Source organism: Marinobacter profundi (assembly GCF_002744715.1).
Taxonomy (GTDB): Bacteria; Pseudomonadota; Gammaproteobacteria; order Pseudomonadales; family Oleiphilaceae; genus Marinobacter; species Marinobacter profundi.
On the sequence record NZ_KZ319368.1, the window covers coordinates 353,792 to 377,674 of the forward strand.

At 60.1% G+C, this 23,883-nt stretch carries 16 protein-coding genes and 4 tRNA genes; 4 read left to right on the plus strand and 16 right to left on the minus strand.

Features of this window, described 5'->3' with window-relative positions:
* Positions 1-157 precede the first annotated feature (157 nt).
* From lon to CLH61_RS04625, 8 genes are all read right to left on the minus strand, one after another.
* Complete coding sequence (gene lon, locus CLH61_RS04590; protein WP_099613526.1) at positions 158-2,575, minus strand: endopeptidase La; 2,418 nt, start codon at positions 2,573-2,575, stop codon at positions 158-160.
* 174 nt (positions 2,576-2,749) lie between these two features.
* On the minus strand, positions 2,750-4,033 hold the full coding sequence (clpX, locus tag CLH61_RS04595) for an ATP-dependent Clp protease ATP-binding subunit ClpX (protein WP_099613527.1): 1,284 nt from the start codon (positions 4,031-4,033) through the stop codon (positions 2,750-2,752).
* 82 nt (positions 4,034-4,115) lie between these two features.
* Complete coding sequence (clpP, locus tag CLH61_RS04600) at positions 4,116-4,751, minus strand: ATP-dependent Clp endopeptidase proteolytic subunit ClpP (protein WP_099613528.1); 636 nt, start codon at positions 4,749-4,751, stop codon at positions 4,116-4,118.
* Positions 4,752-4,909: 158 nt separating this feature from the next.
* Positions 4,910-6,214, minus strand: a complete 1,305-nt coding sequence (tig, locus tag CLH61_RS04605) for a trigger factor (RefSeq protein WP_099613529.1) — start codon at positions 6,212-6,214, stop codon at positions 4,910-4,912.
* Between the two features lie 214 nt (positions 6,215-6,428).
* A tRNA-Leu gene (locus tag CLH61_RS04610) sits at positions 6,429-6,513 on the minus strand.
* A 104-nt stretch (positions 6,514-6,617) separates the two neighbouring features.
* A tRNA-His gene (locus CLH61_RS04615) sits at positions 6,618-6,693 on the minus strand.
* Between the two features lie 89 nt (positions 6,694-6,782).
* A tRNA-Arg gene (locus CLH61_RS04620) sits at positions 6,783-6,859 on the minus strand.
* A 33-nt stretch (positions 6,860-6,892) separates the two neighbouring features.
* A tRNA-Pro gene (locus CLH61_RS04625) sits at positions 6,893-6,969 on the minus strand.
* A gap of 169 nt (positions 6,970-7,138) precedes the next feature.
* Here CLH61_RS04625 and folD point away from each other — a divergent pair.
* Positions 7,139-7,996: a bifunctional methylenetetrahydrofolate dehydrogenase/methenyltetrahydrofolate cyclohydrolase FolD gene (gene folD / locus CLH61_RS04630; RefSeq protein WP_099613530.1), complete on the plus strand. Its 858-nt coding sequence runs from the start codon at positions 7,139-7,141 to the stop codon at positions 7,994-7,996.
* 91 nt (positions 7,997-8,087) lie between these two features.
* Here the strand turns inward: folD and CLH61_RS04635 are convergent, their stop codons facing one another.
* The 3 genes from CLH61_RS04635 to CLH61_RS04645 all read right to left on the minus strand — a co-directional run bounded on the left by CLH61_RS04635 (position 8,088) and on the right by CLH61_RS04645 (position 13,576).
* A complete protein-coding gene (locus CLH61_RS04635; RefSeq protein ID WP_099613531.1) occupies positions 8,088-10,268 on the minus strand; it encodes a malate synthase G in 2,181 nt (726 codons plus the stop codon).
* 182 nt (positions 10,269-10,450) lie between these two features.
* Complete coding sequence (gene cysS, locus CLH61_RS04640) at positions 10,451-11,833, minus strand: cysteine--tRNA ligase (protein ID WP_099613532.1); 1,383 nt, start codon at positions 11,831-11,833, stop codon at positions 10,451-10,453.
* A gap of 63 nt (positions 11,834-11,896) precedes the next feature.
* A complete protein-coding gene (locus CLH61_RS04645) occupies positions 11,897-13,576 on the minus strand; it encodes a glutamine--tRNA ligase/YqeY domain fusion protein (RefSeq protein ID WP_099613533.1) in 1,680 nt (559 codons plus the stop codon).
* Between the two features lie 147 nt (positions 13,577-13,723).
* On the opposite strand from CLH61_RS04645, the gene CLH61_RS04650 reads away from it, so the two are divergent.
* Entirely contained in the window at positions 13,724-14,233 is a 510-nt protein-coding gene (locus CLH61_RS04650) for a peptidylprolyl isomerase (protein ID WP_099613534.1), read from the plus strand.
* On the plus strand, positions 14,230-14,958 hold the full coding sequence (gene lpxH, locus CLH61_RS04655; RefSeq protein ID WP_099613535.1) for a UDP-2,3-diacylglucosamine diphosphatase: 729 nt from the start codon (positions 14,230-14,232) through the stop codon (positions 14,956-14,958). Before CLH61_RS04650 ends, lpxH begins: the two co-directional genes overlap by 4 nt.
* A 17-nt stretch (positions 14,959-14,975) precedes the next feature.
* Here the strand turns inward: lpxH and CLH61_RS04660 are convergent, their stop codons facing one another.
* From CLH61_RS04660 to CLH61_RS04680, 5 genes are all read right to left on the minus strand, one after another.
* Positions 14,976-15,851, minus strand: a complete 876-nt coding sequence (locus CLH61_RS04660) for a hypothetical protein (RefSeq protein ID WP_228152528.1) — start codon at positions 15,849-15,851, stop codon at positions 14,976-14,978.
* Entirely contained in the window at positions 15,848-17,341 is a 1,494-nt protein-coding gene (locus CLH61_RS04665) for a helicase HerA-like domain-containing protein (protein ID WP_099613536.1), read from the minus strand. The genes CLH61_RS04660 and CLH61_RS04665 overlap by 4 nt, the downstream gene beginning before the upstream one ends.
* A gap of 88 nt (positions 17,342-17,429) precedes the next feature.
* Positions 17,430-18,638: an ABC transporter permease gene (locus CLH61_RS04670; RefSeq protein WP_099613537.1), complete on the minus strand. Its 1,209-nt coding sequence runs from the start codon at positions 18,636-18,638 to the stop codon at positions 17,430-17,432.
* Positions 18,635-19,381 (minus strand): ABC transporter ATP-binding protein, encoded by a 747-nt coding sequence (locus CLH61_RS04675; protein ID WP_228152529.1) that lies wholly within the window; start codon positions 19,379-19,381, stop codon positions 18,635-18,637. Before CLH61_RS04675 ends, CLH61_RS04670 begins: the two co-directional genes overlap by 4 nt.
* On the minus strand, positions 19,378-20,628 hold the full coding sequence (locus CLH61_RS04680; RefSeq protein ID WP_170003604.1) for an efflux RND transporter periplasmic adaptor subunit: 1,251 nt from the start codon (positions 20,626-20,628) through the stop codon (positions 19,378-19,380). Before CLH61_RS04680 ends, CLH61_RS04675 begins: the two co-directional genes overlap by 4 nt.
* 197 nt (positions 20,629-20,825) lie before the next feature.
* Here CLH61_RS04680 and CLH61_RS04685 point away from each other — a divergent pair, with 197 nt between their 5' ends.
* Positions 20,826-23,849: an LVIVD repeat-containing protein gene (locus tag CLH61_RS04685; protein WP_143752082.1), complete on the plus strand. Its 3,024-nt coding sequence runs from the start codon at positions 20,826-20,828 to the stop codon at positions 23,847-23,849.
* The last annotated feature ends 34 nt before the right edge of the window (positions 23,850-23,883 follow it).

The following is a 23,883-nucleotide window of genomic DNA, read 5'->3' on the forward strand; positions in this document are numbered from 1 at the left end:
GTCAGAGAATTCCATTCTTCAGTTTTTTTATTCCTTTCGGCATTAAACCGGTGATCGGAATAGGCACAGACTGCGCGGGAGCCCTTGGTATTGGCTGCTTCACGGCGGAACAGTTATACCAACGGGCTCTCGCGCGTGTCAACAACGCACGCCGTGTTTAATGAGTATTTATGCGCTCTGCGGACTCGCTCTCATCATCGCGCGGACTGCCGCCGGCCGAATCCGGTGACGCGTCCTCGGCACGGGGCTCTGGCGGATACGCCAGGGCGATGTCGAGAACCTCGTCGATCCACTTCACCGGCCGGATCTCCAGGGATTCCTTGATATTCTCAGGTATCTCCTTGAGATCACGGACATTTTCATCCGGTATGATCACCGTCTTGATACCACCGCGATGGGCTGCCAGTAATTTTTCCTTGAGCCCGCCAATGGCCAGTACGCGGCCCCGCAGGGTGATTTCGCCGGTCATCGCCACGTCCGCCCGTACCGGAATATGGGTCAGTGCGGACACCAGGGCCGTACACATCCCGATACCGGCACTGGGACCATCTTTCGGGGTTGCACCTTCCGGAACATGGATGTGCAGGTCGTGCTTTTCGTGGAAATCATCCGCCACACCCAGGCCCTTGGCCCGACTGCGAACCACCGTAAGTGCGGTCTGGATGGATTCCTGCATGACATCACCGAGTGAACCGGTCTTGACCACCCGCCCCTTACCCGGAGTCAGTGCGCACTCGATGGTCAGCAGTTCGCCGCCGACCTGGGTCCAGGCCAGACCGGTAACCTGACCCACCTGGTTCTTTTCTTCCGCCAGGCCGTACTTGAACTTCTGCACGCCCGAGTAGTCCTCGAGCATCTCGGCGGTAATGGTCACAGAGGCCTTTGAGCCGGCCTCCACGTGGTCCCTGACCACCTTGCGGCAGATCTTCGCAATCTCCCGCTCAAGACCCCGTACGCCCGCCTCACGGGTGTAGTAGCGAATCAGTGCCCGCAAGGTCTCTTCCGGCATTGCCAGCTCGTCCTTGCGCAGGCCGTTGGCCTTGATCTGCTTGGGCAGCAGGTAACGCAGCGCAATATTGACCTTCTCGTCTTCGGTGTATCCCGGGATACGGATGATTTCCATCCGGTCCAGCAGCGCCGGCGGGATGTTCATCGAGTTGGAGGTACACACGAACATCACGTCAGACAGATCGTAATCCACCTCGAGATAGTGGTCGTTGAAGGTATGGTTCTGTTCCGGATCGAGTACCTCGAGCAGCGCGGAGGCAGGGTCGCCCCTGTGGTCCATGCCCATCTTGTCGATTTCATCAAACAGGAACAGCGGGTTCTTCACGCCCACCTTGGCCAGCTTCTGCAGCAACTTGCCCGGCAGAGCGCCAATGTAGGTTTTACGATGGCCACGAATCTCGGCTTCGTCCCGCACTCCGCCGAGGGCCATCCGGGTGTACTTGCGGTTGGTCGCCCGCGCAATCGACTGACCAAGGGACGTCTTGCCGACCCCGGGAGGCCCTACCAGGCAGAGCACCGGCCCCTTGACCTTCTTCACCCGGCTCTGGACTGCCAGATATTCAAGAATACGCTTCTTCACCTCTTCCAGGCCGTAATGGTCACGGTCAAGGATCTCACGGGCCTTTTCAAGGTCGTGGCGAACCCGGCTACGCTGCTTCCAGGGCACCGCCAGCATCCAGTCGATATAGCCACGTACCACGGTCGCTTCCGCGGACATTGGCGACATCATCTTCAGCTTGTTGAGCTCGGCTTCGGTCTTCTTGCGGGCCTCTTCCGGCAGGCCGGCTTCCTCGAGCTTCTGCTCCAGCTCTTCAAAATCGTTATTGCCTTCCCCGAGCTGACCCATTTCTTTCTGGATCGCCTTCATTTGCTCGTTGAGGTAATACTCCCGCTGGCTCCGCTCCATCTGTTTCTTGACCCGGCCACGGATCCGCTTCTCCACCTCGATAAGGTCGATTTCGTTGTCCAGCTTACCCAGCAACAGGTCGACCCGTTTGCGGATGTCCAGAGCCTCGAGCAGTTCCTGCTTCTGCGGAATCTGCAATTCCAGGTGGGCGGCCATGGTGTCTGCAAGCCGCTCAAGATCGGTAATCCCGGCCAGTGCATTGGACACTTCAGAAGGCACCTTCTTGGAGAGTTTGACGTATTTCTCAAACTCTTCCGTCAGGGTCTTCACCAGCACCTCCTCCTCGCGGTCCGGCAGGCGCTGCTCATCGACCGGCTCCGCCGAACCGGTAAGGTACTCACCCTCGTTAATGGATTCGATGCGAACCCGGGCGTTACCTTCCACCAGCACTTTGACCGTGCCATCCGGCAGGCGCAGCATCTGCAGCACGGTCGCCAGAGTACCCATGTCAAAGACATCGACTGCACCAGGCTCATCGGTGGAGGCATCACGTTGTGCGACCAGCAGGATTTCCTTACTGCCCTCCATAGCGGCTTCAAGGGCCTGGATTGATCTTTCCCGCCCGACAAAGAGCGGAACCACCATGTGGGGGAACACCACGACATCCCGCAGCGGGAGCATGGGGTATTCGTTCATGGCTTCTTCAGGTATCAGGGTCATAAGGAATCCTCTGACGATGTTTTTTTCAGCATACCACCGTTAATTGGGGTGCTTTGGGAAATTGCAATCTTTTTACGAAATGAAACCGGAAAGGCCCCCAGGGCAATCTCCAGAGGAAAAAAAAGGGCGTTTCCGCCCTTTTTTGTAACCGTATCGCTCACCGCCCTGCCCGATTCAGTCCTCGGGCACGGCCTTGGCGTGATCACTGCTGGCGTAGATCTTGAACGGCTCGGAATCGCCGCGGATCACGCTCTCGTCTATCACCACCTTGGTTACGTCGTGCTCGGACGGAATCTGGTACATGGTGTCGAGCAGGGTCGCCTCCATGATGGACCGCAATCCCCGGGCACCGGTCTTGCGCTCCATCGCCTTGCGGGCAACGGCACGCAGCGCATCTTCACGGAAGTCGAGATCCACGCCTTCCATGTCAAACAGCTTCTGGTACTGCTTGGTCAGCGCATTCTTCGGCTCGGTGAGAATCTGTACCAGCGCCTCTTCGTCCAGCTCGGTCAGGGTCGCCACCACCGGCAAGCGGCCGACAAACTCCGGAATCAGGCCATACTTCACCAGGTCTTCAGTCTCGACATCCTTGATGATGTCACCGGTATTTTTGCTGTTGTCCTGGCTCACTACCGAAGCCGAGAAGCCTATGCTGCTGCGCTCGGAGCGATCCTGAATCACCTTGTCCAGGCCGGCAAAAGCGCCACCACAGATAAACAGGATATTACCGGTGTCCACCTGCAGAAACTCCTGCTGGGGATGCTTGCGGCCGCCCTGGGGCGGGACCGATGCCACGGTACCCTCAATCAGCTTGAGCAACGCCTGCTGCACACCCTCACCGGAAACATCACGGGTTATGGACGGGTTGTCAGACTTACGGGAAATCTTGTCGATCTCATCGATGTAAACAATGCCCCGCTGAGCCTTCTCCACATCGTAATCGCACTTCTGCAGCAGTTTCTGGATGATGTTCTCGACGTCCTCACCCACATAACCGGCTTCGGTCAGGGTGGTGGCATCGGCAATGGTAAACGGCACATTGAGCATCCGGGCCAGGGTTTCCGCGAGCAGGGTCTTACCGCTACCGGTAGGACCGATCAGCAGAATGTTACTCTTGCCCAGCTCCACATCACCCTTGCCCTCGCCATAGCGAAGACGCTTGTAGTGGTTATAGACCGCAACCGACAGAACCACCTTGGCCCGATCCTGGCCAATGACGTATTCGTTGAGGGTCTCGCGGATCTCTGCAGGCGTCGGCAGGCGATCGCTTGCTTCTTCCTGGGCATTTTCCTGGATCTCTTCCCGGATAATGTCGTTGCACAGGTCGACGCACTCGTCGCAGATGAACACCGAGGGCCCTGCAATGAGCTTCCGGACTTCATGCTGGCTCTTTCCGCAAAACGAGCAGTACAGCAACTTGCCGTTATCGTCGCCTCTGCCGTTTCTTTCATCTGCCATTGAAATACCTCTGTTCTTGGTTCACCGGCGCTCCAGATCAAAAGGGATACGCCGGCCATAGGTGATGCGATTGCAATCAGTATTATTTATTCGATACGCGCTTATCAAGTACAGAATCAATGAGGCCGTATTCCTTGGCCTGCAGCGGATCCATGAAGTAATCGCGATCGGTGTCCCTGGCAATGGTCTCGAGGTCCTGGCCGGTGTGGTGCGCCAGGATCGTATTCAGGGTGTTGCGGATCTTGAGAATCTCACGGGTGTGGATCTCGATATCACTCGCCTGACCCTGATAACCGCCGAGGGGCTGGTGAATCATGACCCGGGAGTTCGGCAGACACGCCCGCTTGCCCGCAGCACCTCCGGCCAGCAGAAATGCCCCCATGCTGGCAGCCTGACCAATACAGAGGGTGGCGACGTCCGGCTTGATAAACTGCATGGTGTCGTAGATTGACATGCCTGCAGTTACCGAGCCGCCCGGGCTGTTGATGTACAGGTGAATATCCTTGTCCGGGTTTTCGGACTCGAGAAACAGCAGCTGGGCAACAATCAGGTTGGCCATGTGATCCTCAACCTGACCCACCATGAAAATCACCCGCTCCTTGAGCAGCCGGGAGTAGATGTCAAACGAACGCTCGCCGCGCGCAGTCTGCTCAATAACAATCGGCACCAGACCTGAGCTGGTTACCATTGCGGGACCATCAATCGGTTTCTGCATCATGATGCGCCTGAACTCCTTGTAGACATTGTGGTGGCATGGGCCACTGTTTATCGGTTCTTACACGCCCTACTTTGCCAGCCCGGGGCCAAGATGAAAACAGCCGGACTTGCCGGCTGCTTTCACGGATCGGCTGACGGGGCCACAAGGCCCCTCAGGTATCAGCGCTGGGGCTGACCGGCCTGCACAGCCTCTTCGTACTTCACTTGCTTCTCTGTTACCTTAGCCTGTGACAGCACGAAGTCCACAACGGCATCTTCCAGAACGGAAGATTCGATCTGGGCCTTCTGCTCCGGGTTGCTGTTGAAGTGGGCAACCACTTCTTCCGGCTGTTCATACGTAGAAGCGATCTCCTGGATCTTTTCCTCTACCTTGGCCGCATCGGCTTTCAGGTCGTTCTTCTTGACCACTTCCTGGAACAGCAGGCCAGTCTTCACGCGGCGCTTGGCCTGCTCTTCGAAGATTTCCTTGGGCAGCTGCTTGAAATCAACCTGGCCACCGAAACGCTGTACCGCGTCCTGGCGCAGACGGTCGATTTCCTGGTCAATCAGGGCAGTCGGGATTTCCAGCTCGGTGTTGGCCAGCAGACCGTCAACCACGTCGTTCTTGACCTTGTTGGACAGCGCCTGCTTCAGCTCGCGCTCCATGTTCTTCTTCACTTCCTCACGGAAGGCGGCTTCGTCTTCGGCATCGATACCGAATTTCTTGAAGAACTCGGCATCCAGCTCAGGCAGCTGCGGCTCTTCAACGTCACTTACCTTGATCTCGAACTTGGCCGGCTTACCCTTCAGATCTTCGTTGTGGTAGTCCTCGGGGAAAGTCACCTCGATTTCAAGCTCTTCGCCAGCCTTGGCGCCAACGATGCCTTTTTCAAAGCCCGGAATCATCTGACCGGAACCGAGGGTCAGCTTGTGACCTTCAGCCGCACCACCTTCAAACTCTTCACCATCGATGAAGCCCTTGAAGTCGATAGTCACAACGTCCTTGTTCTTGGACTTGCGCTTGACGGACTTCATGGTGGCCTGCTGGCGACGCAGGTTATCGATCATGGTGTCGATATCCTTGTCGGTCACTTCCGAAGCCAGCTTCTCGACTTCGATCTTGCTCAGGTCGCCCAGCTCGATTTCCGGCAACACTTCGAAGGTGGCCACGAACTCGAGGTCCTTGCCCTCTTCCATGGTCTTCGGCTCGAAACTCGGCCAGCCAGCCGGATTGACGTCCTGCTCCTGCAGTGCCTTGATGTAGTTATCACGCATAACCTCGCCAACCACTTCCTGGCGGATGCTGGCACCGAAACGACGCTTCACCACGCTCATGGGCACCTTGCCAGGACGGAAGCCGTTCAGACGCACGGTACGCGCGGTTTCCTGCAGGCGTTTCTGGACCGCCTGGTCGATTTCCTGGGCGGGCACACCAATCGTCATGCGACGCTCGATGTTGGAGGTCGTTTCAACAGACACTTGCATGGAAGATCCTCAAATTACAGGTTCGGTATGTGAATGAAAAATCTACAAAAAGCCTTGAAAGGAGATTCTGCCCCCAAAGGCCCGAAAATTAAAAGCCGGTAGTTTATCACGGTTTCCCCCGCCGAGAGAATCACCTGACCGGACGAGACGCGACCAACGGGCAAAGTAAACGGAACACGGGACAGTCAGGAGGATAAAACCGGGAAGGGAAAGGTGGTGCGAAAGGAGAGACTCGAACTCTCACGGGTTACCCCACTGGAACCTAAATCCAGCGCGTCTACCAGTTCCGCCACTTTCGCACATCAGCCACAAAATGTCCGACAACCTTTTGCTTCTGACTGCCTCGGCAGCCAGCGGTCATCATAGAATCCTGCAACAGCGGAAATCAACCGGGAAAGAAAAGTGGGGTGGACGAAGGGGCTCGAACCCTCGACCGCAGGAGTCACAATCCTGAGCTCTACCAACTGAGCTACGTCCACCACATAGAGACGTACTTTCGTACTTCTGACAACTTTCGACAACTTTGCTGATTACGGTGGTGCGGGAACCTGTCTTACCGACGGCTGCATGGCACGCCCGGCAGGACTCGAACCTGCGACCCACGGCTTAGAAGGCCGTTGCTCTATCCAGCTGAGCTACGGGCGCATAACCTTTCGCCCACCTGAACATCCAGATTAATGGTCGGGGTAGAGAGATTCGAACTCCCGACATCCTGCTCCCAAAGCAGGCGCGCTACCAGACTGCGCTATACCCCGAATTCTGAACAACAAGTGCCTCAGCAAAGTTGGCGCGCATATTACCGGCGGCGACCGCGCCCGTCAATAACAGATTACGGTTTTTGTCCTCGGGGCGGCTAATTGGAGTTAACACGGAACCGTGAGACAATGCCGACCTCTTTGATGCCCAACCGAAATAAGTGAAGACATGACCGCCAAACTGATCAACGGAAAAGAGATTGCAGCCCGGGTTCGCCAGCAGGTCGCCGCGGGTGTCGAGGCCCGTCGCCAGAAGGGCCTCAGAGCCCCCGGGCTTGCGGTGGTACTGGTAGGAAACGACCCTGCATCCCAGGTATATGTCGGCAACAAGCGCAAGGCGTGCGAGGAAGCCGGCATTGTCTCCCTGTCCTACGACCTGCCGCAGGACACCTCCCAGCAAGCGCTCGAAGCCCTGGTGGATGAACTGAACGCAAATCCGGACGTTGACGGCATCCTGGTTCAGCTGCCGCTGCCCGCGCACCTCGATGCCGACCCCATCCTGGTCAAGATTCGCCCGGACAAGGACGTCGATGGCTTCCACCCCTATAACATCGGCCGCCTGATGCAACGCAAACCCGCGCTGCGGCCGTGCACGCCCGCCGGAGTCATCACCCTGCTCGACAGCGTTGACACCCCCTACAAGGGCCAGCACGCCGTCATCGTGGGCGCCTCCAACATTGTGGGCCGCCCGATGTCCATGGAACTGCTGCTCAAGGGCGCCACCACCACCGTGTGTCATCGCTTCACGCCGGATCTCGAGAAATTTGTCCGCGAAGCCGACATCCTGGTCGCCGCCGTTGGCAAACCCGGCCTGATCCGGGGCGAGTGGGTCAAACCCGGCGCCACGGTCATTGATGTGGGCATCAACCGGATGGCCGACGGCAAACTACGGGGCGACGTAGACTTTGAAGCAGCGGCAGAGCGCGCCGCCTTTATCACACCGGTACCGGGCGGCGTCGGACCGATGACCATCGCCACCCTGCTCCAGAACACCCTGTACGCCGCGGACGTCCTGCACGCCGGCTAACGCCCCGCGCGGACGGCCACCGCCATCGCAGGCGTGCCGTAACAACAAAAAACCCCGCTCGCGAGCGGGGTTTTTTATGCACTTCCGGCGCTTACTGGCCGTACTTGGCCTTCGCCTTCTGACGGTAGGCATGCAGCAGCGGCTCGGTGTAGCCGTTGGGCTGCTCACAACCCTTCAGAACCAGATCCAGGGCCGCCTGGAAGGCAACACTGTCATCAAAGTTCGGCGCCATGTTGCGGTACGCGGCATCACCGGCGTTCTGCTTGTCCACCACGGCGGCCATCCGCTCCATGGTTTCACGCACCTGGGCCTCAGTGCAGATGCCGTGACGCAGCCAGTTGGCCAGCAACTGGGAGGAAATCCGCAGGGTCGCCCGGTCTTCCATCAGGCCGATATCATTGATATCCGGTACCTTGGAGCAGCCCACACCCTGGTCAATCCAGCGGACCACGTAGCCGAGAATACCCTGGGCATTGTTGTCCAGCTCTTCCTGGATATCGGTGGCGGTCAGCGCGGAGGGATCCGCCATCACCGGAACCGTCAGGATGTCATCCAGGCTCGCCCGCGCGCGGCTTTCCAGCTGCTGCTGGATTTCCGCCACATTGACCTGGTGATAATGGGTCGCGTGGAGCGTTGCGGCCGTCGGTGACGGAACCCAGGCGGTATTCGCCCCGGCCTTCGGATGGCCGATCTTCTGCTCCAGCATGCCTGCCATCAGGTCAGGCATTGCCCACATACCCTTACCAATCTGGGCAACGCCGCGGAAACCGGTCTCCAGACCGATATCCACGTTCCAGTTCTCATACGCCTGGATCCAGGCGGCCTGCTTCATCGCACCCTTGCGAATGAACGGACCAAACTCCATAGAGGTGTGGATCTCGTCTCCGGTGCGGTCGAGGAAGCCGGTATTGATGAACACCGCACGGTCCTTCGCTGCGTGGATACACGCTTTCAGGTTAACGGTGGTGCGACGCTCCTCGTCCATGATGCCGACTTTCAGAGTAAAGCGCGGCAGACCCAGCAGATCTTCAACCCGGTTGAAGAACTCGTTGGTGAAGGCGACTTCTTCCGGGCCATGCATCTTTGGCTTGACGATATAAACAGAGCCGGTGGTGCTGTTCTGGACCTTGCTGTTGCCTTTCAGGTCGTGGATGGCAATCAGTGACGTCATCACCCCATCCATCAGGCCTTCCGGAATCTCACTGCCGTCGTTCAGCAGGATGGCCGGGTTGGTCATCAGGTGACCCACGTTACGCACGAACATCAGGCTGCGGCCCTTCAGTACGACTTCGCCACCATCGGGAGCCGTGTAAGAGCGATCAGCGTGCATCTTGCGCGTAATCATCTGGCCACCCTTCTCGAAGGATTCTTCCAGATTGCCCTGCATCAGGCCCAGCCAGTTGCGGTAAGCCAGCGCCTTGTCGTCCGCGTCAACCGCGGCAACCGAGTCTTCACAGTCCATGATGGTGGTCAGCGCGGACTCCATCAGCACGTCCTTGACGTTGGCACCATCGTCCTTGCCGATCGGATGGCCGGCATCGATCTGGATTTCGAAGTGCATGCCGTTCTTGACCAGCAGGATACCGGCAGGCGCGTCCGCGGCACCGGTATAACCCACAAAGCCGGCTTCGTCTTTCAGGCCAGTGGTTTCACCATTCTGCAGTTTGACGACCAGCTTGCCACCTTCAACCAGGTAGCGGGCCGCATCCTTGTGACTGCCGGAGGCCAACGGAGCGGAGTTGTCCAGCAGGTTGCGGGCGAACTCGATGACCCTGGCACCGCGAACCGGGTTGTAGCCCGGCCCCTTCTGGGCACCACCCTCTTCGGAAATGGCATCAGTGCCGTAGAGCGCGTCGTACAGGCTTCCCCAGCGCGCATTGGCAGCGTTCAGCGCAAAACGGGCATTCATGATCGGCACGACCAGCTGGGGGCCGGCCATGGTCGCGATTTCCGGATCCACATTGGAGGTGGAGATCTTGAACTCGCCGGGCTCCTGCACCAGGTAACCGATATCTGTCAGGAACGACTTGTACTCGTTCATGTCCAGCGGCTGGCCCTTGTGGTCACGGTACCAGCTATCCATCTTCTCCTGGATCGCATCGCGCTTGGCGAGCAGCTCCTTGTTGCGAGGTGCCAGCTCGTGGATGACCTTGTCAAATTCCGCCCAGAATTTGTCGGCATCAATGCCGGTTCCCGGAATGGCTTCATTGTTTACGAAATCAAACAGATTCTTTGCGACCTGAAGGCCGCCGACTTGTACGCGTTCTGTCATCGTTGTTTGCCTCAGTGGATTATCAACCCCTGCTCTCCGGCGGTTTGCGGCCAGTCAACAGGCCGCAGCCGGGAGTCGTTATAATTCGAGCGCGCTAGTTTACGGGAAATTGCTTATAAGGTCATTCCCCAACAAACAACACGCCTTTAGTCGGAGTGCCCGGAGAGGGGCACGCCATGCGCCTAGCCCCGGCGCCACGTGGTCCCTTCACGCGAATCATCCAGAATGATCCCTTTTGCCGCCAGCTCGTCGCGGATGCGGTCACCCTCGGCGAAATCCCGATTCTTGCGCGCCTCCGCCCGGGCCTGAATCAACGCCTCGATGTCTTCTGCGGTCAGCTCGCCGCCGGTGTCCGCCTGAAAGTAGGCTTCGGGGTCCTGCTGCAACAGGCCCAGAACCTTGCCAAGCCGCACCAGGACCGCCGCACTTTCCCGCGCCTCGGCATCCCGGCCGTCACGGCGATGCTGGTTGATCTCGTTTGCCACCGCATGCAACACGGCGATTGCCCCCGCAGTGTTGAAGTCGTCGTCCATCGCATCGGCAAAGCGCCGGTCGTAGTCGGTTTCCGCCACGTTCTTCGCCGGCACCAGGCCCCGCAAGGCGTGGTAGAGCCGGGTCAGGGTGCGACCAGCCTCTACCAGGTTATCCTCGGAATAATCCACCTGGCTGCGGTAATGGCTGGATACCAGGAAATAGCGCACCACTTCGGCCGGATAATTCTCCAGAATTTCCCGAATGGTGAAGAAGTTGCCCAGGGACTTGGACATCTTTTCCTTGTTGACCCGAATGGCACCGGCATGCATCCAGACATTGACGAACTTGTGTCCGGTGGCACACTCGGACTGGGCGATCTCGTTCTCATGGTGCGGGAACAGCAGGTCCGGCCCGCCGCCATGGATATCAAAGGTATCGCCAAGGCAACGGGTGGACATGGCTGAACACTCGATGTGCCAGCCCGGACGCCCCTCACCCCAGGGCGATGGCCAGCTCACCTCACCCGGTTTGGCAGCTTTCCAGAGTGCAAAATCGGCCGGGCTGCGCTTGGCTTCCTGAACATCGACACGGGCACCGGCCACCAGGTCTTCCAGCTTCTTTTTGCTGAGCTTGCCGTAATCCGCAAAGGAATCCACTGCAAAATAGACATCACCATTGTCGGCGGCATAGGCGTGCCCACCGGAAATCAGCCGGCGGATCATCGCGATGATCTCATCGATGTACGCGGTTGCACGCGGCTCCTCATTGGGCGAAAGCACCCCGAGGCGAGCCTCGTCCTCGTGCATGGCCTGGATCATGCGACCGGTCAGATCGGTATAGACCTCGCCGTTCTCGTCAGCGCGGCGCAGAATCTTGTCGTCGATATCGGTGATATTGCGCACGTAGTGCACATCGTAACCGCAATGCCGCAGATAGCGGGTGATCACATCAAAGGCCACCAGCACCCGGGCATGGCCCAGGTGACAGTAGTCATACACCGTCATGCCGCACACGTACATGCGCACTTTGCCCGGCTCGATGGGTTTGAACTCTTCCTTTTGCTGGCTGAGAGTGTTGTAGATTCTGATCACGCTGCGCTCGTTTGCCTGTGGGTTAACTGAAACGGCTAACTGAAAAGGGTTAGCAGAAAAAATTCAGCCGTTGCCCCCGGTCCAGGAGTCCCGGAGGGTGACGGTACGATTGAACACCGGGTGACCGGCGGCGTCAGACTGGCCCTGGTCACAGAAGAAGTAACCTTCCCGCTCGAACTGGTACGGCAGGTCGGTACGCGGCTGCGCCAGGCTCTTCTCCACCCGGGCACCTTCCAGGCGCACCAGGGAATCCGGGTTCAGGTGATCGATGAAATCACCTTCCTTGTCGCTGTCCGGGGACTCATGGTTGAACAGCCGGTCATACAGGTTGATATCCGCTTCTACGCTGTCGACCGCGGACACCCAGTGAATCACGCCATTCGCCTTGTAACCCTCCGGGTTGACACCCAGGGTCCGGGGATCGTATTCACACCGCAGCTCAACGATCTCGCCACTCTCATCACGAACAACTTCGCGACAGGTCATCACGTAGCCGCCACGCAGACGCACAGCCTGCGCCGGCGCCAGCCGCTTCCACTTGCGGGGAGGTTCTTCCACGAAGTCCTCGCGGTCGATGTACAGCACCTGGCTCCAGGTCACTTCGCGCTCGCCCATTTCCGGGTTCTGCGGATGAACCGGCAACGTGAGGGTTTCAGTCTGGTCCGCCGGATAGTTGGTCAGTGTCACACGCAGCGGACGCATCACACACATGGCACGCGGCGCACGCACGTTGAGGTCTTCGCGTATGGCGTGTTCCAGCATGCCCACGTCCACGGTACCACCGGCCTTGTTAACGCCGATCATGTCGCAGAAGTTGCGGATGGACTCGGGGGTGTAGCCGCGATGCCGCATGCCGGAAATTGTCGGCATCCGCGGATCATTCCAGCCGTCCACGTAGCCCTCGTCTACCAGGCGCTTGAGTTTGCGCTTGGACGTGATGGTGTAGTTCAGGTTCAACCGGGCGAATTCGATCTGGCGCGGGTGGCAGGGTGCCGAGATGTTGTCCAGCACCCAGTCGTACAACGGCCGGTGATCCTCGAACTCCAGGGTGCACAGGGAGTGGGTAATCCCCTCCATGGCATCGGAAATCGGGTGGGTGAAATCGTACATCGGGTAGATGCACCATTTGTCACCGGTCTGATGGTGCTCGGCATAGCGGATGCGATACAGAATCGGATCCCGCAGGTTGATATTGGGAGACGCCATATCAATTTTCGCCCGCAGCACCAGCTCGCCGTTCTGGTATTTGCCATCACGCATATCGCGAAACAGCTGCAGGTTCTCTTCCACCGGACGATCCCGGTATGGGCTGTTCCGACCCGGGGCTTTCAGCGAGCCACGGTACTCCGCCATCTGGTCGGCGGTCAGGGCACACACGTAAGCCTTGCCCTTCTCGATCAGCTCCACGGCAAAGTCATAAATGGCATCGAAATAGTCGGAGGCGTAGCGCACCTCGTCAGCCCACTCGTAGCCCAGCCACTCGACGTCCTGCTTGATTGCGTCGATATACTCCTGGGATTCCTTCTCCGGGTTGGTGTCATCAAACCGCAGGTTGCACTCGCCGCCGAAGGTCCGGGCAATGCCGAAGTTGAGGCAGATCGACTTGGCGTGGCCGACGTGCAGGTAACCGTTAGGCTCCGGCGGAAAACGGGTCACCACCTTGCCGGTGTGCTCACCCTTGGCGATGGCGTCTTCGATCAGGCTCTGGATAAAGTTATGGGCTTTCTTCGACTCGGCGCTCATACAGTCTCTTAAAAGGGAGTGAATCTGAAACCGCCTATTATACTCACAAATCTTTGCCGGACTCATGCACAGCGGGAAACTCTTCAGTACAATAGCGCTGTTTTCAACTCTGTTTTTGCACCCAAACTCTTCTGACAGGTAAACCGAATGATTCTGCTGAAAACCAATCACGGCGACATCAAGATTGAGCTGGACTACGACAAGGCGCCGGAAACCGCCAAAAACTTCGAACAGTACGTCCGTGACGGCTTCTTCGACGGCCTGATCTTTCACCGTGTGATCAGCAACTTCATGATCCAGGGCGGCGGCTTCGAGCCGGGCATGCAGCCCCGCAAAACCCGCGAGCCGATCAAGAACGAAGCCGATAACGGCCTCAGCAACATGCGCGGCACTGTTGCCATGGCCCGCACCATGGACCCGCACTCTGCCACTGCACAGTTCTTCATCAACGTCGAGGACAACGGATTTCTCGATCACTCCGCCAAGAATACCGAGGGCTGGGGTTACTGTGTTTTCGGCAAGGTAGTGGACGGCATGGACACGGTTAACAGCATTCGCGCCGTACGCACGACCATGCGCGCCGGCCATCAGGACGTTCCGGCTGACGACGTCATCATCGAGAAAGCGGAAGTGGTTGAGGATGGAGGCGCAGCGTGACCACGCTGTTCATCTCCGACCTGCACCTCGAGGAATCGCGTCCCGACATCACCCGGGCCTTGCTGACATTCCTCAAGGAGCGGGCGACGGGGGTCGACGCGCTCTACATCCTCGGTGACTTCTTTGAAGCCTGGATCGGAGACGACGAACGCACCCCTCTGCAGGAGGACGTTGCCAGCGCCCTGAAAGCCCTGAGCGACAGCGGGACAGCCGTGTACCTGATGCACGGCAACCGGGATTTCCTGATCGGAGAGGATTTCTGCAGTCGCGCCGGCGCCACCTTACTGGACGACCCGACCGTTGTGGATCTCTACGGTACTCCCACCCTGCTGATGCACGGTGACAGCCTGTGTACCGCAGACGTGGAATACCAGAAGTTCCGTGCCAACATGCGCAATCCCCAGTGGCAGCAGATGATCCTGCAACGCTCGCTGGCGGACCGCCAGCAGATGGCCCGCCAGTTGCGGGAAATCAGCATGGCGAAGAACCAGGGTAAGGCGGAGTCGATCATGGACGTCACCCCGGAAGAGGTGGTGAAGGCACTGGAGGCGCACGGCGTACAGCGTCTTATCCATGGCCACACGCATCGTCCGGCGATCCACGAACTCGAGGCCAACGGCGAGCCGGCCCGGCGCATCGTCCTGGGGGACTGGGACACCCATGTCTGGTGGCTGGAAGTGGCACCGGGCAAGACTCCGGATCTGAGCAAACTCGCCCTGGACTGATCCGGGGCGCACTCGGATCAGGCCGGTGGCTGACTGCTCCCGGCCAGAGTCCGCGGCGGCTCACGGTAGGTCTCCAACCGCTTGAGCCAGCCCGGCAACCAGCGTTCCCGCTCAATCGGATTGGCGGCATTTTCCGCCCGCCGGGTCAGCACCTCAGCGGCGGCCGCGCGGAACCGTGCCAGCGCCGGCAACTGGTCGTCAGCGGACATCGCCAGCAGCACCTGTAACAATCCCCAGCCTTCACCATTGTAGCGCTCGGTCGCCGCCAGGCCCTCGCCCTTGAAATTGACATAGTCCATCAGGGCATACACGCCTCCCGGGGTGGCACTGAGAGCCTGCAGACGGCTGCCCAGCGCAGCCCTTTCGGCTTGCGGCGCCGCGTCAATGATCTGCCGGAGCGAATCTGCCGCCCTGCGATAGATGAATTCCGCCTGGAGCCCCCGGGTTTGCTCGAGAAACCGCCGCAGTTCCTCGACTTCTGTCGAGCCCTCTGCCAGCAGAAAAGCGGCCTTATCCGGCCAGGGCGCCGCAAATGGTCTCAGGGTACGCAGCCAGGCCGGCACGTCGGCACCGCGCTCAATCAGGAAGGCCATCAGGGAAGGAAAGCTCTCAACAAAGCGCCCCTGCACATCCTGCGGATACCAGATGAAATGCCCGATGCCCAGCGACGGAAAGGCCTCGCCGTCGTTCCAGTGCACCAGGCAGTGCCGCCGTCCGGAACATTCGTTGTTGAAAACCTGTTCACCAACCCAGTCCAGTTCGGCCGACGTCAGGGTCAGCTGCGGCTCAGGTCGCGCACCCGGTTGTGAATCCGCGGCCACCCCTGGACGGGCGGAGTCGTCACAGCCGGTCAGCGCCAGCAGAACAAAAACCAGCAGTGCCAGGAACCTCAACGGCGGGAACCTCCCAGAATGCCACCAAGAATGCCCCGCAGGATCTGCCGGCCAAGCTGGCTCCCTGCGGTGCGCGCTGCCTGCTTGGCCAGGGTTTCCACCATGCCCTGGCGGCGCTTGGTGCCCCACAGCAGATCGCCGATGACACTGCGCTCCTGCTCTGCCACCTTCGCTCCCTGCTTGCCACCCACCGCCTCAGGAGTCGCCGCTGCCAGCTCTTGCGCCCGCCTGGTCAGGATTTCATGGGCGGATTCCCGGTTGACCGGGGTGTCATACTTGCCACTCAGCGGACTGCGGGATCTCACCATGGCCGACTCCTCGGGAGTTATCGGCCCCATGCGGCAGCGGGGTGGACAGATGAGCGTGCGTTCAACGGGAGCGGGCACGCCTTTCTCCTGCAGGGTGGACACCAGCGCCTCGCCGACGGCCAGCCGGGAAATTACCTCGGCAACATTGAGCTTCGGGTTGCTGGCAAAGGTTTCAGCCGCAGTCCGGACTGCTTTCTGATCCCGCGGGGTATAGGCGCGCAGCGCGTGCTGGATTCGATTACCCAGCTGACCGAGGATTTCATTGGGGACGTCGTCGGGAAACTGGGAACAGAAATAGATACCAACCCCCTTGGAACGGATCAGCCGTACCGCTTGCTCGACCTTGTCCCGCAGCGCCTTGGGGGCATCGTCAAACAGCAGATGGGCCTCATCAATAAACAGCACCAGCTTCGGCCGGGTCAGATCCCCCACTTCAGGCAGGTTCTCGAACAGCTCCGACACCAGCCACAGCAGCAGGGTGGAATACAGACGGGGGCTGAGAATCAGTTGATCAGCAGCCAGGATGCTGATGATGCCGCGGCCACTGAGATCGGTGCGCATCAGATCCCCCAGCTCCAGTGCCGGCTCACCAAAAAACGCCGCCGCACCGGCGTTTTCCAGGCCCAGCACCGCTCGCTGGATGGCGCCCACCGACTGCGCGCTGACCAGGCCATAACGGGCTGATACTTCCTTGCGACTCTCGGCAATGAACGCGAGCAACGAACGAAGATCCTCCAGATCCAGCAACAGCAGGCCCTGATCGTCGGCCACGCGGAATGCAATCTCCAGCACCCCGGACTGGGTGTCATTCAGTTCCAGCAACCGACCCATCAGGGTCGGGCCAACCTCGCTCACCGTGGTCCGGACCGGGTGCCCCAACTTGCCGAAAAGGTCCCAGAAGATCACCGGATTAGCCTCAGCCACATAATCCGTCATACCGATCTCGGCCACCCGCTGGTGGACCTTATCTGACGGCGCACCCGGCATGGCCAGGCCGGACACATCGCCCTTGACATCCGCCATGAACACCGGCACACCCATCCGGGAGAAACCTTCCGCCAGTACCATCAGTGACACCGTCTTGCCAGTTCCGGTGGCCCCCGCCACCAGGCCATGGCGGTTACCGTAGCGTGCCAGCAGATTGACCTGTGCCTCACCCTTGCCAATCAGTATCTGTTCCACCCAATCTCCCCCCAATTTCCCTTTGCCGGAGCGCACCTGCGCTTTAAGCCACCATAGCCCATGGCAACCCGCTTGTCACAGCCGGCGACTACTCATGGCGCAAGGCATCAATAGGGTTGAGCAGCGCGGCCTTGCGGGCCGGGAAGAAACCGAAAATGATCCCGATGGCTACGGAAAACGAAAAACCGGTCAGCATGACCGGCGGCGAAATCACCAAGGGCATATCCAGCTTCCAGGTCACCAGCCAGGTCCCACCCACCCCGAGGATCAGGCCAATAAAGCCGCCCAGGGTCGACAAGGCAATGGACTCCACCAGAAACTGGGTCAGCACATCCCGGGCCCGGGCACCAATGGCCAGCCGAATGCCGATTTCCCGGGTACGTTCGGTCACCGACACCAGCATGATGTTCATGATGCCAATGCCCCCTACCAGCAGGCTCACGGCGGCAATGGCACCCAGCAGGATGGTGAGGGTATTGGTGGTACTCTCCAGGGCCTGGGCAATGTCCTGGGTATCGCGGACATAAAAGTCATCGGCGGCACCCGTGGAGGCGCCCCGTCGCTGGCGCAGCAGGGATTCAATCTGGGCCTGCACGGTGCCGGTGGTCCCATCGGCGAGGGCGGACACGTAGATGGCGCTGACATCCAGCTCCCCCACCAACCTGCGCTGGACCGCCTTCACGGGCATGAGGATGGTTTTATCCCGGTCCTGGCCCATGGACTCGCCCTTTTCCTCCAGTACACCGATGACCCGGCAGGCTGTTCGCCCTACCCGGATGCTCGAACCCAACGGCTCCTGCCCCAGGAACATCTCGTCGATCAGGGTCTTGCCGATGATGCACACGGCCGCGCCGGAACTGAGTTCGGTGGCCTCGAACTCCCGCCCGTAAGCCAGATAATGATTGCGTACCGCAAAATACTGGTTGGTCGTGCCGATCACCGGAATCGTGTCGTTGGCGTTACCGATCACCACCGTAGCACTGGTAGTGAGCGCGGGGGCCACCAGGATGCCGTCGACCTCATTGCGGATTGCCTCCACATCGGCCAGTTCGAAATTCTCCGCATTGGTTCGGACGCCACCGGGACCGCGCTGGGCCGTGCCCGGCATAACGAACAGCAGATTCGAACCGATGCTGGCAATCTGCTCGGTCACACTACGGGTGGCGGACTGTCCCAGATGCACCATCGCCACCACGCTCGCCACCCCGATTATGATGCCGAGGGTAGTCAGGAACGAACGCAGCTTGTTTCGGGCAATGGCCTGCACCGACATCCCCATAGTATCCAGCGCCCTCATGGGATCACCTCCGCCGGCGTCCCGTCCCTGACCAGCTTGCCATCGGTAAAAAACAGCACCCGGTCGGCATACCTGGCGATATCGGGCTCATGGGTCACCATCAGAATCGTAATGCCCCGCTGCTCACGGATGGAGACCAGCTCCTTCATGATCTCCCCCGCCATTGCCGTATCAAGGTTCCCGGTGGGCTCGTCCGCCAGCAGCACTGGTGGTTCGGTCACCAGGGCGCGGGCAATCGCGATCCGCTGCTGCTGGCCGCCGGAGAGCTGGGCCGAGGTCGCATGGGCCCGCCCGGCAAGGCCAACCGTTGCCAGCGCCTGCATGGCCAGCTGATGGCGCCGGGCTGGCTTCACCCCTTCATAAATCAGGGGCAATTCGACATTACCCAGGGCACTGATTCGGGGTAGCAGATTGAAGCTCTGGAACACGAAACCCATGAAATTGCGGCGCAGCAGGGCCAGCTCATCCCGGTCCAGGCCACCCACTTCCACCCCCCGGAACCGGTATGCGCCGGAAGACGGCACATCGAGGCAACCGAGAATGTTCATGCAGGTGGATTTGCCGGAGCCGGATGGCCCCATGATGGCGACGAACTCGCCGGCTCGGATGGTCAGGCTCACACCGTCGAGCGCGCGTACCTCGGTCGCACCACTGCCATAAATCTTGTAGATGTCCTGCATCTCAACCACAGCGGGCGGGAGGTGCATCCGGTCCGGCGTAGCGGTGTTACCAGCTTCGTTCATTGGCTGACCGCCGTCTGTATGCCGGTAATCACCGCATCGCCCTCGGCCAACTCGTCGCCGGGCAGCTCGGTGTAGCGGCCATCGGAGGCCCCCGTCTGCACCACCACCCGGGCCGGCGCACCGTCACGCAGGACCCAGACCGTATTGCCGGGACCGGACCGGCTGCCACCGACCCGCGCACCAGGATGACCGAACAGCCCGCCACCACCGGTATCGCTCGCCGGTGGAGTGAAACGAAACGCCATGTTCGGCACCCGCAGCGCATCCTCGCGCCGGCCGGTTTCGATGGTGGCGGTGGCGGTCATCCCCGGTTTGAGCAAACCTTCGCTGTTGTCCACGGCCAGCACCGTGGTGTAGGTAACCACGTTGTTCTCGACTGCGGGGTAAAGATGAACCTTGAGCACTTCGGCGGAAAACTCCCGCCCGGACCAGGCATCGACGGTAAACGTCGCGGTCTGCCCGGCCTCTACCATGCCAACATCCGCCTCATCCATGGAGACATGAAGCTCCATCGCTGTCAGATCCTCTGCCAACAGGAACAGCACCGGCGTCTGGAAGCTGGCCGCCACCGTATTGCCGGGTTCGATGCTGCGCTGCAGAACCACGCCGTTGATCGGTGAGCTGATCACCGCCTTCTCCAATCGGGTCCGGGCCTGGGAAACCGAGGCCCCGGCCTGCCGCACCGACGCCCGCGCATAGGCCAGCTTGGCTTCCGCCCGCTTGCGGGCCGCCACGGCGGCATCCAGCTCCGCCTGGGCGGCGGTGCGTCGCTCGCGCAACTCGCTGACCCGCCGCTCATCGACCCGGGCTTCCTGCAAGGTAGCCTCGGCCTCCGCCACAGATGCCAGGGCCAGCGCACGTTGGGCCTCGGCCTGTTCCAGGGCTACTTCCAGCTCATCGGTTGCGAACAGCGCAAGCACCTGACCTTCGGTCACCTGGTCGTTCTCCTCCACCATCACCCGGGTAATCAACCCGGAGATCTCCGCGCCTACGGACACTTCGCTCTTTGGCTCCAGACTACCAGTGGCAGTAGCCGTCAGCACCATGTCACCCCGGTCCAGCAGGTGGGTCTGCCACTGCACCGCTCTGTTATCCGGCCACAGCCACCAGCCCGGGACGGCCACCGCGATCACCACAACCAACAGCCAGGCCAGCCTGCCAGTCATGCCGCGCTTGCGCTCCGAGCGGATCACACGGTTGACCTCGGCCGCCATGGCCTGCCGGGACCTTTCGTTCTCATCTTGCATCAACTTCTCCATGCGGGCCGGGGTTACATACGCCTCGAACTTGAGACACATCAATACCTGAATCGCTGTCCAGCTTCTATATTGGCTGTACAGAGCGTGTATTTCTTGGCCAATCTGCCGGTGCCACTAACGCATCTGCCCACAATATTTATCAAGGCTTGGCCACATGGCCAACAAAAGCCAGGGAGATTTGAATTATGGGTAGTAGATTTCCTGGATCCGTCATACCAGGCATCCTGGCTGCGGGCCTGCTAACAACATTGGCCGGCTGCAGTGGCAGCGACAACGACGCCTCGCTGGGTACGCCCCAGGGTGAGGCCATCGTCGAGGCATTCCTGACCGAAAAAGTCATCCAGATTGGCGGTGCCACTACGGCAGCAGCCCGCGCCGAGATGGGTGAGACTGACTGGGCGGTGTACAACATGGCCAATCGGTTGGCGATCACCCCCATCCAGACCACCGCCGGAGCGGTGCACGAGATTGAACTCGAGAGCTTCATCCAGGACGTTCTGGTAGTTCCCTATGGGGGGCGATTTTATGCGCTGGCTGCGGTCCGCGAATCAGGCATAGCCGTGGTGGACATCACCGATCCGGCTGCCATGCAGGTGTTGCACACCACCCCCGTCAATTATTACCAGGACAACATTGTTTACGCCGAGGGCGGCGGCGACCTGGTAACCGACGTGATCATCGAAGGTCACGGCTTCATCAAGTCTCTGGAAACCGACGGCACTGACCTGTGGATTGCCAACGAGAGTTACGGGATCCATCGGGTGCCGTTGGCAAACGTGATTACGGCCGCTCCCGTTCTCGAAGCGGACGGCACGCTCCAGATCGACCCCGCGGCGGAGGTTTATACCCTGCAGTACGCCGGCGAACATCCGTGGGGCGCACCGGCCGATCTACAACTGCATACAGACGTTGATGGCAATGTCCGATTGTATGCCGCCATCGGCTTCCTGGGGCTTGGCATCTACAACCCGGCCACTCTGGAGCGCGTGGGGTATTACAACCTGTATACCGACACCAGCGTTACCGAGGACTGGTTCCTCGCCATGGACGTGACAACAGAAGTGGTGGATCCGGCAACGCATATCGATCCCTTTACCGGCATGCCCAACTATAACCAGGCTTCCTTTGAAATCCAGGACGTCTGGCACGGCGGACTCGATGCACCCACCCCCTGGGCGGATTTTGACCGCTACGGCAAGTATTACTACAAGGCCAACAAGCTGGATGTTGAAACCTACACCTCCGGCAGCGGCGAGCGGACCACGGTTTACCTGGCCTATGGTCTTGGCGGCCTGGTCGCCGTTGATGTGGCCGCTCCGGACACGACCACGGGCCAAGTGGCCACCAGCTATCTGGGTTATGCCCCGGCAGTACCGGCCCATGGTCCGGACGAACCCACCGGCGAGCAATCGCAAAGCCTGTTCCCCTATTTCGGGGTGGGCATGCTCAAGGAGGCGGGTGTCATTGACGTTGAGGTCGATACCGCCAACAACCGGGTGTTCTACGCGGACCATTTCGCGGGCCTGGTCGCCCTGGACGGTGCCCAGACTCCGGAAGCCAGCTGGCAGCAAGGCGCCGGTGGTTTCGATAACGACCTTTTCCCCGACCGGCTGCACTGGCCAGACTACGAGTTCGTCACATCCTACGACATGGGCGCCTGGGATCCCGATGACAACGAATCCCTGCCCCTCTGGATGTACCAGGCGCCCAGCCTGCTGGTCACCGGTGAGGTCAGCGGCCACGGTAACGCCCTGTTTCTGATGCCCACACTCAGCGACACTACCGGCGCTGTGGATGTGGTCCAGGCCACCGGTGCCGGCGGACTCAATTTCATGGACCTGGGCGTTCTGGACCCGGCCGAGACTGATATGAGCACCAAGTTCACGGTTCCGGCCTATTTCGCCAGCACCAGTGAAACCTATGCCGCACCGGATGGCACGCCAACCAGCCCCCTGGCGGTGGGCCACACCCAGGGTGTGGCCACATCCCCGCAATATCTCTACATGGCTGACGGCCCCCACGGCATGAGCGTCTGGCAGATTGCGGACGCCGACGGAAATGCCCTGGATGAACCTCACGTGGTAGCCAACACCGTGGTGGACGAATACGCCGTGGATAATCCCGATGGCACCACCATTTACCCGACCCCTCACGCCTACAACGTGATCCTCGACGGCGAAGCTGGCCTGGCCTACGTCATGTCCCAGAGCCTGGGTCTGCGACGGGTGGATATCAGTGGTGCTGAGACCGGCCAGGGTGCCCCGGGTACCCCGCTGCTGCTGACACCGCAGCCGGCGGACTTCTTCGAACACAATCTGGATTCCGGTTCCTACGGCGGCATCAGCCGGCAGGATCACGCCTATGACGTGGACTTCCATGGCAACTACGCGGTGGTCGCCGATGGCAGTAACGGACTGACCGTGTACGACACAACCATGAATCCCGCCGATGGCAGCGGCGCCCACATGGTTGCCAACCTGGGTTCCGCAACCGGCAACCCGTTGCTGGGGCGGGCTTCCGGCGTCGAACTCTGGACCAACCCCGGAGGCGACAAGGTGTATGCGTTCGTCGCAGCCGGCCATTCCGGCATCGCGGTGGTCGACATGACCGGGCTACTGGTGGATGGCGTGACCCCGGGCATGGAACTGGTCAAGATCTTCCAGCCGATCAAGATTGAGGAGGAGCTGGACGGCAGCGTGCACATCGGCAAGGCGGACAGCCGCAGCGTGGATGTTGACGTGGTGGGCGAGCATGCCTATTTCAGCTACGGAGGCTTTGGTTTGCTTGCCTACCGCATTGACGACCTGCTGGCCCCCCTCCCCGCAGGTGTTGAGGCCAACAAAATCTGGACCATGGGCGGCGGCGGGTACGACTACCGCCCCGAGGCGGTCGCCCAGTACCGCCTTCAGGCCGAACCCGGCCTGGAAGATTCCGACCCGGAAGCACTGTACATGACGCCCCAGTATTTCCCGGCAGATACCCTGCTGGTCGACGGTGACGGCCAATGGTACACCCTCGACGAACCACGGCTGTTGTTCTACGTGGCCTACGGTGAAGCGGGGGTTGCCAAGCTGGACTGGAGCGAACCGGCCAACCCGGTGCTGATGGAGCACCAGCAAACCGTCGGCGAAGCGACAGGAACCGCAATTGCCCATGGCCGGGTCTATGTGGCTGACGGCGGCGGTGGCCTGGTGATCTTCCGCCAATAAATCCCCAACACAAGAATCAAGAAGGCCGGAGATT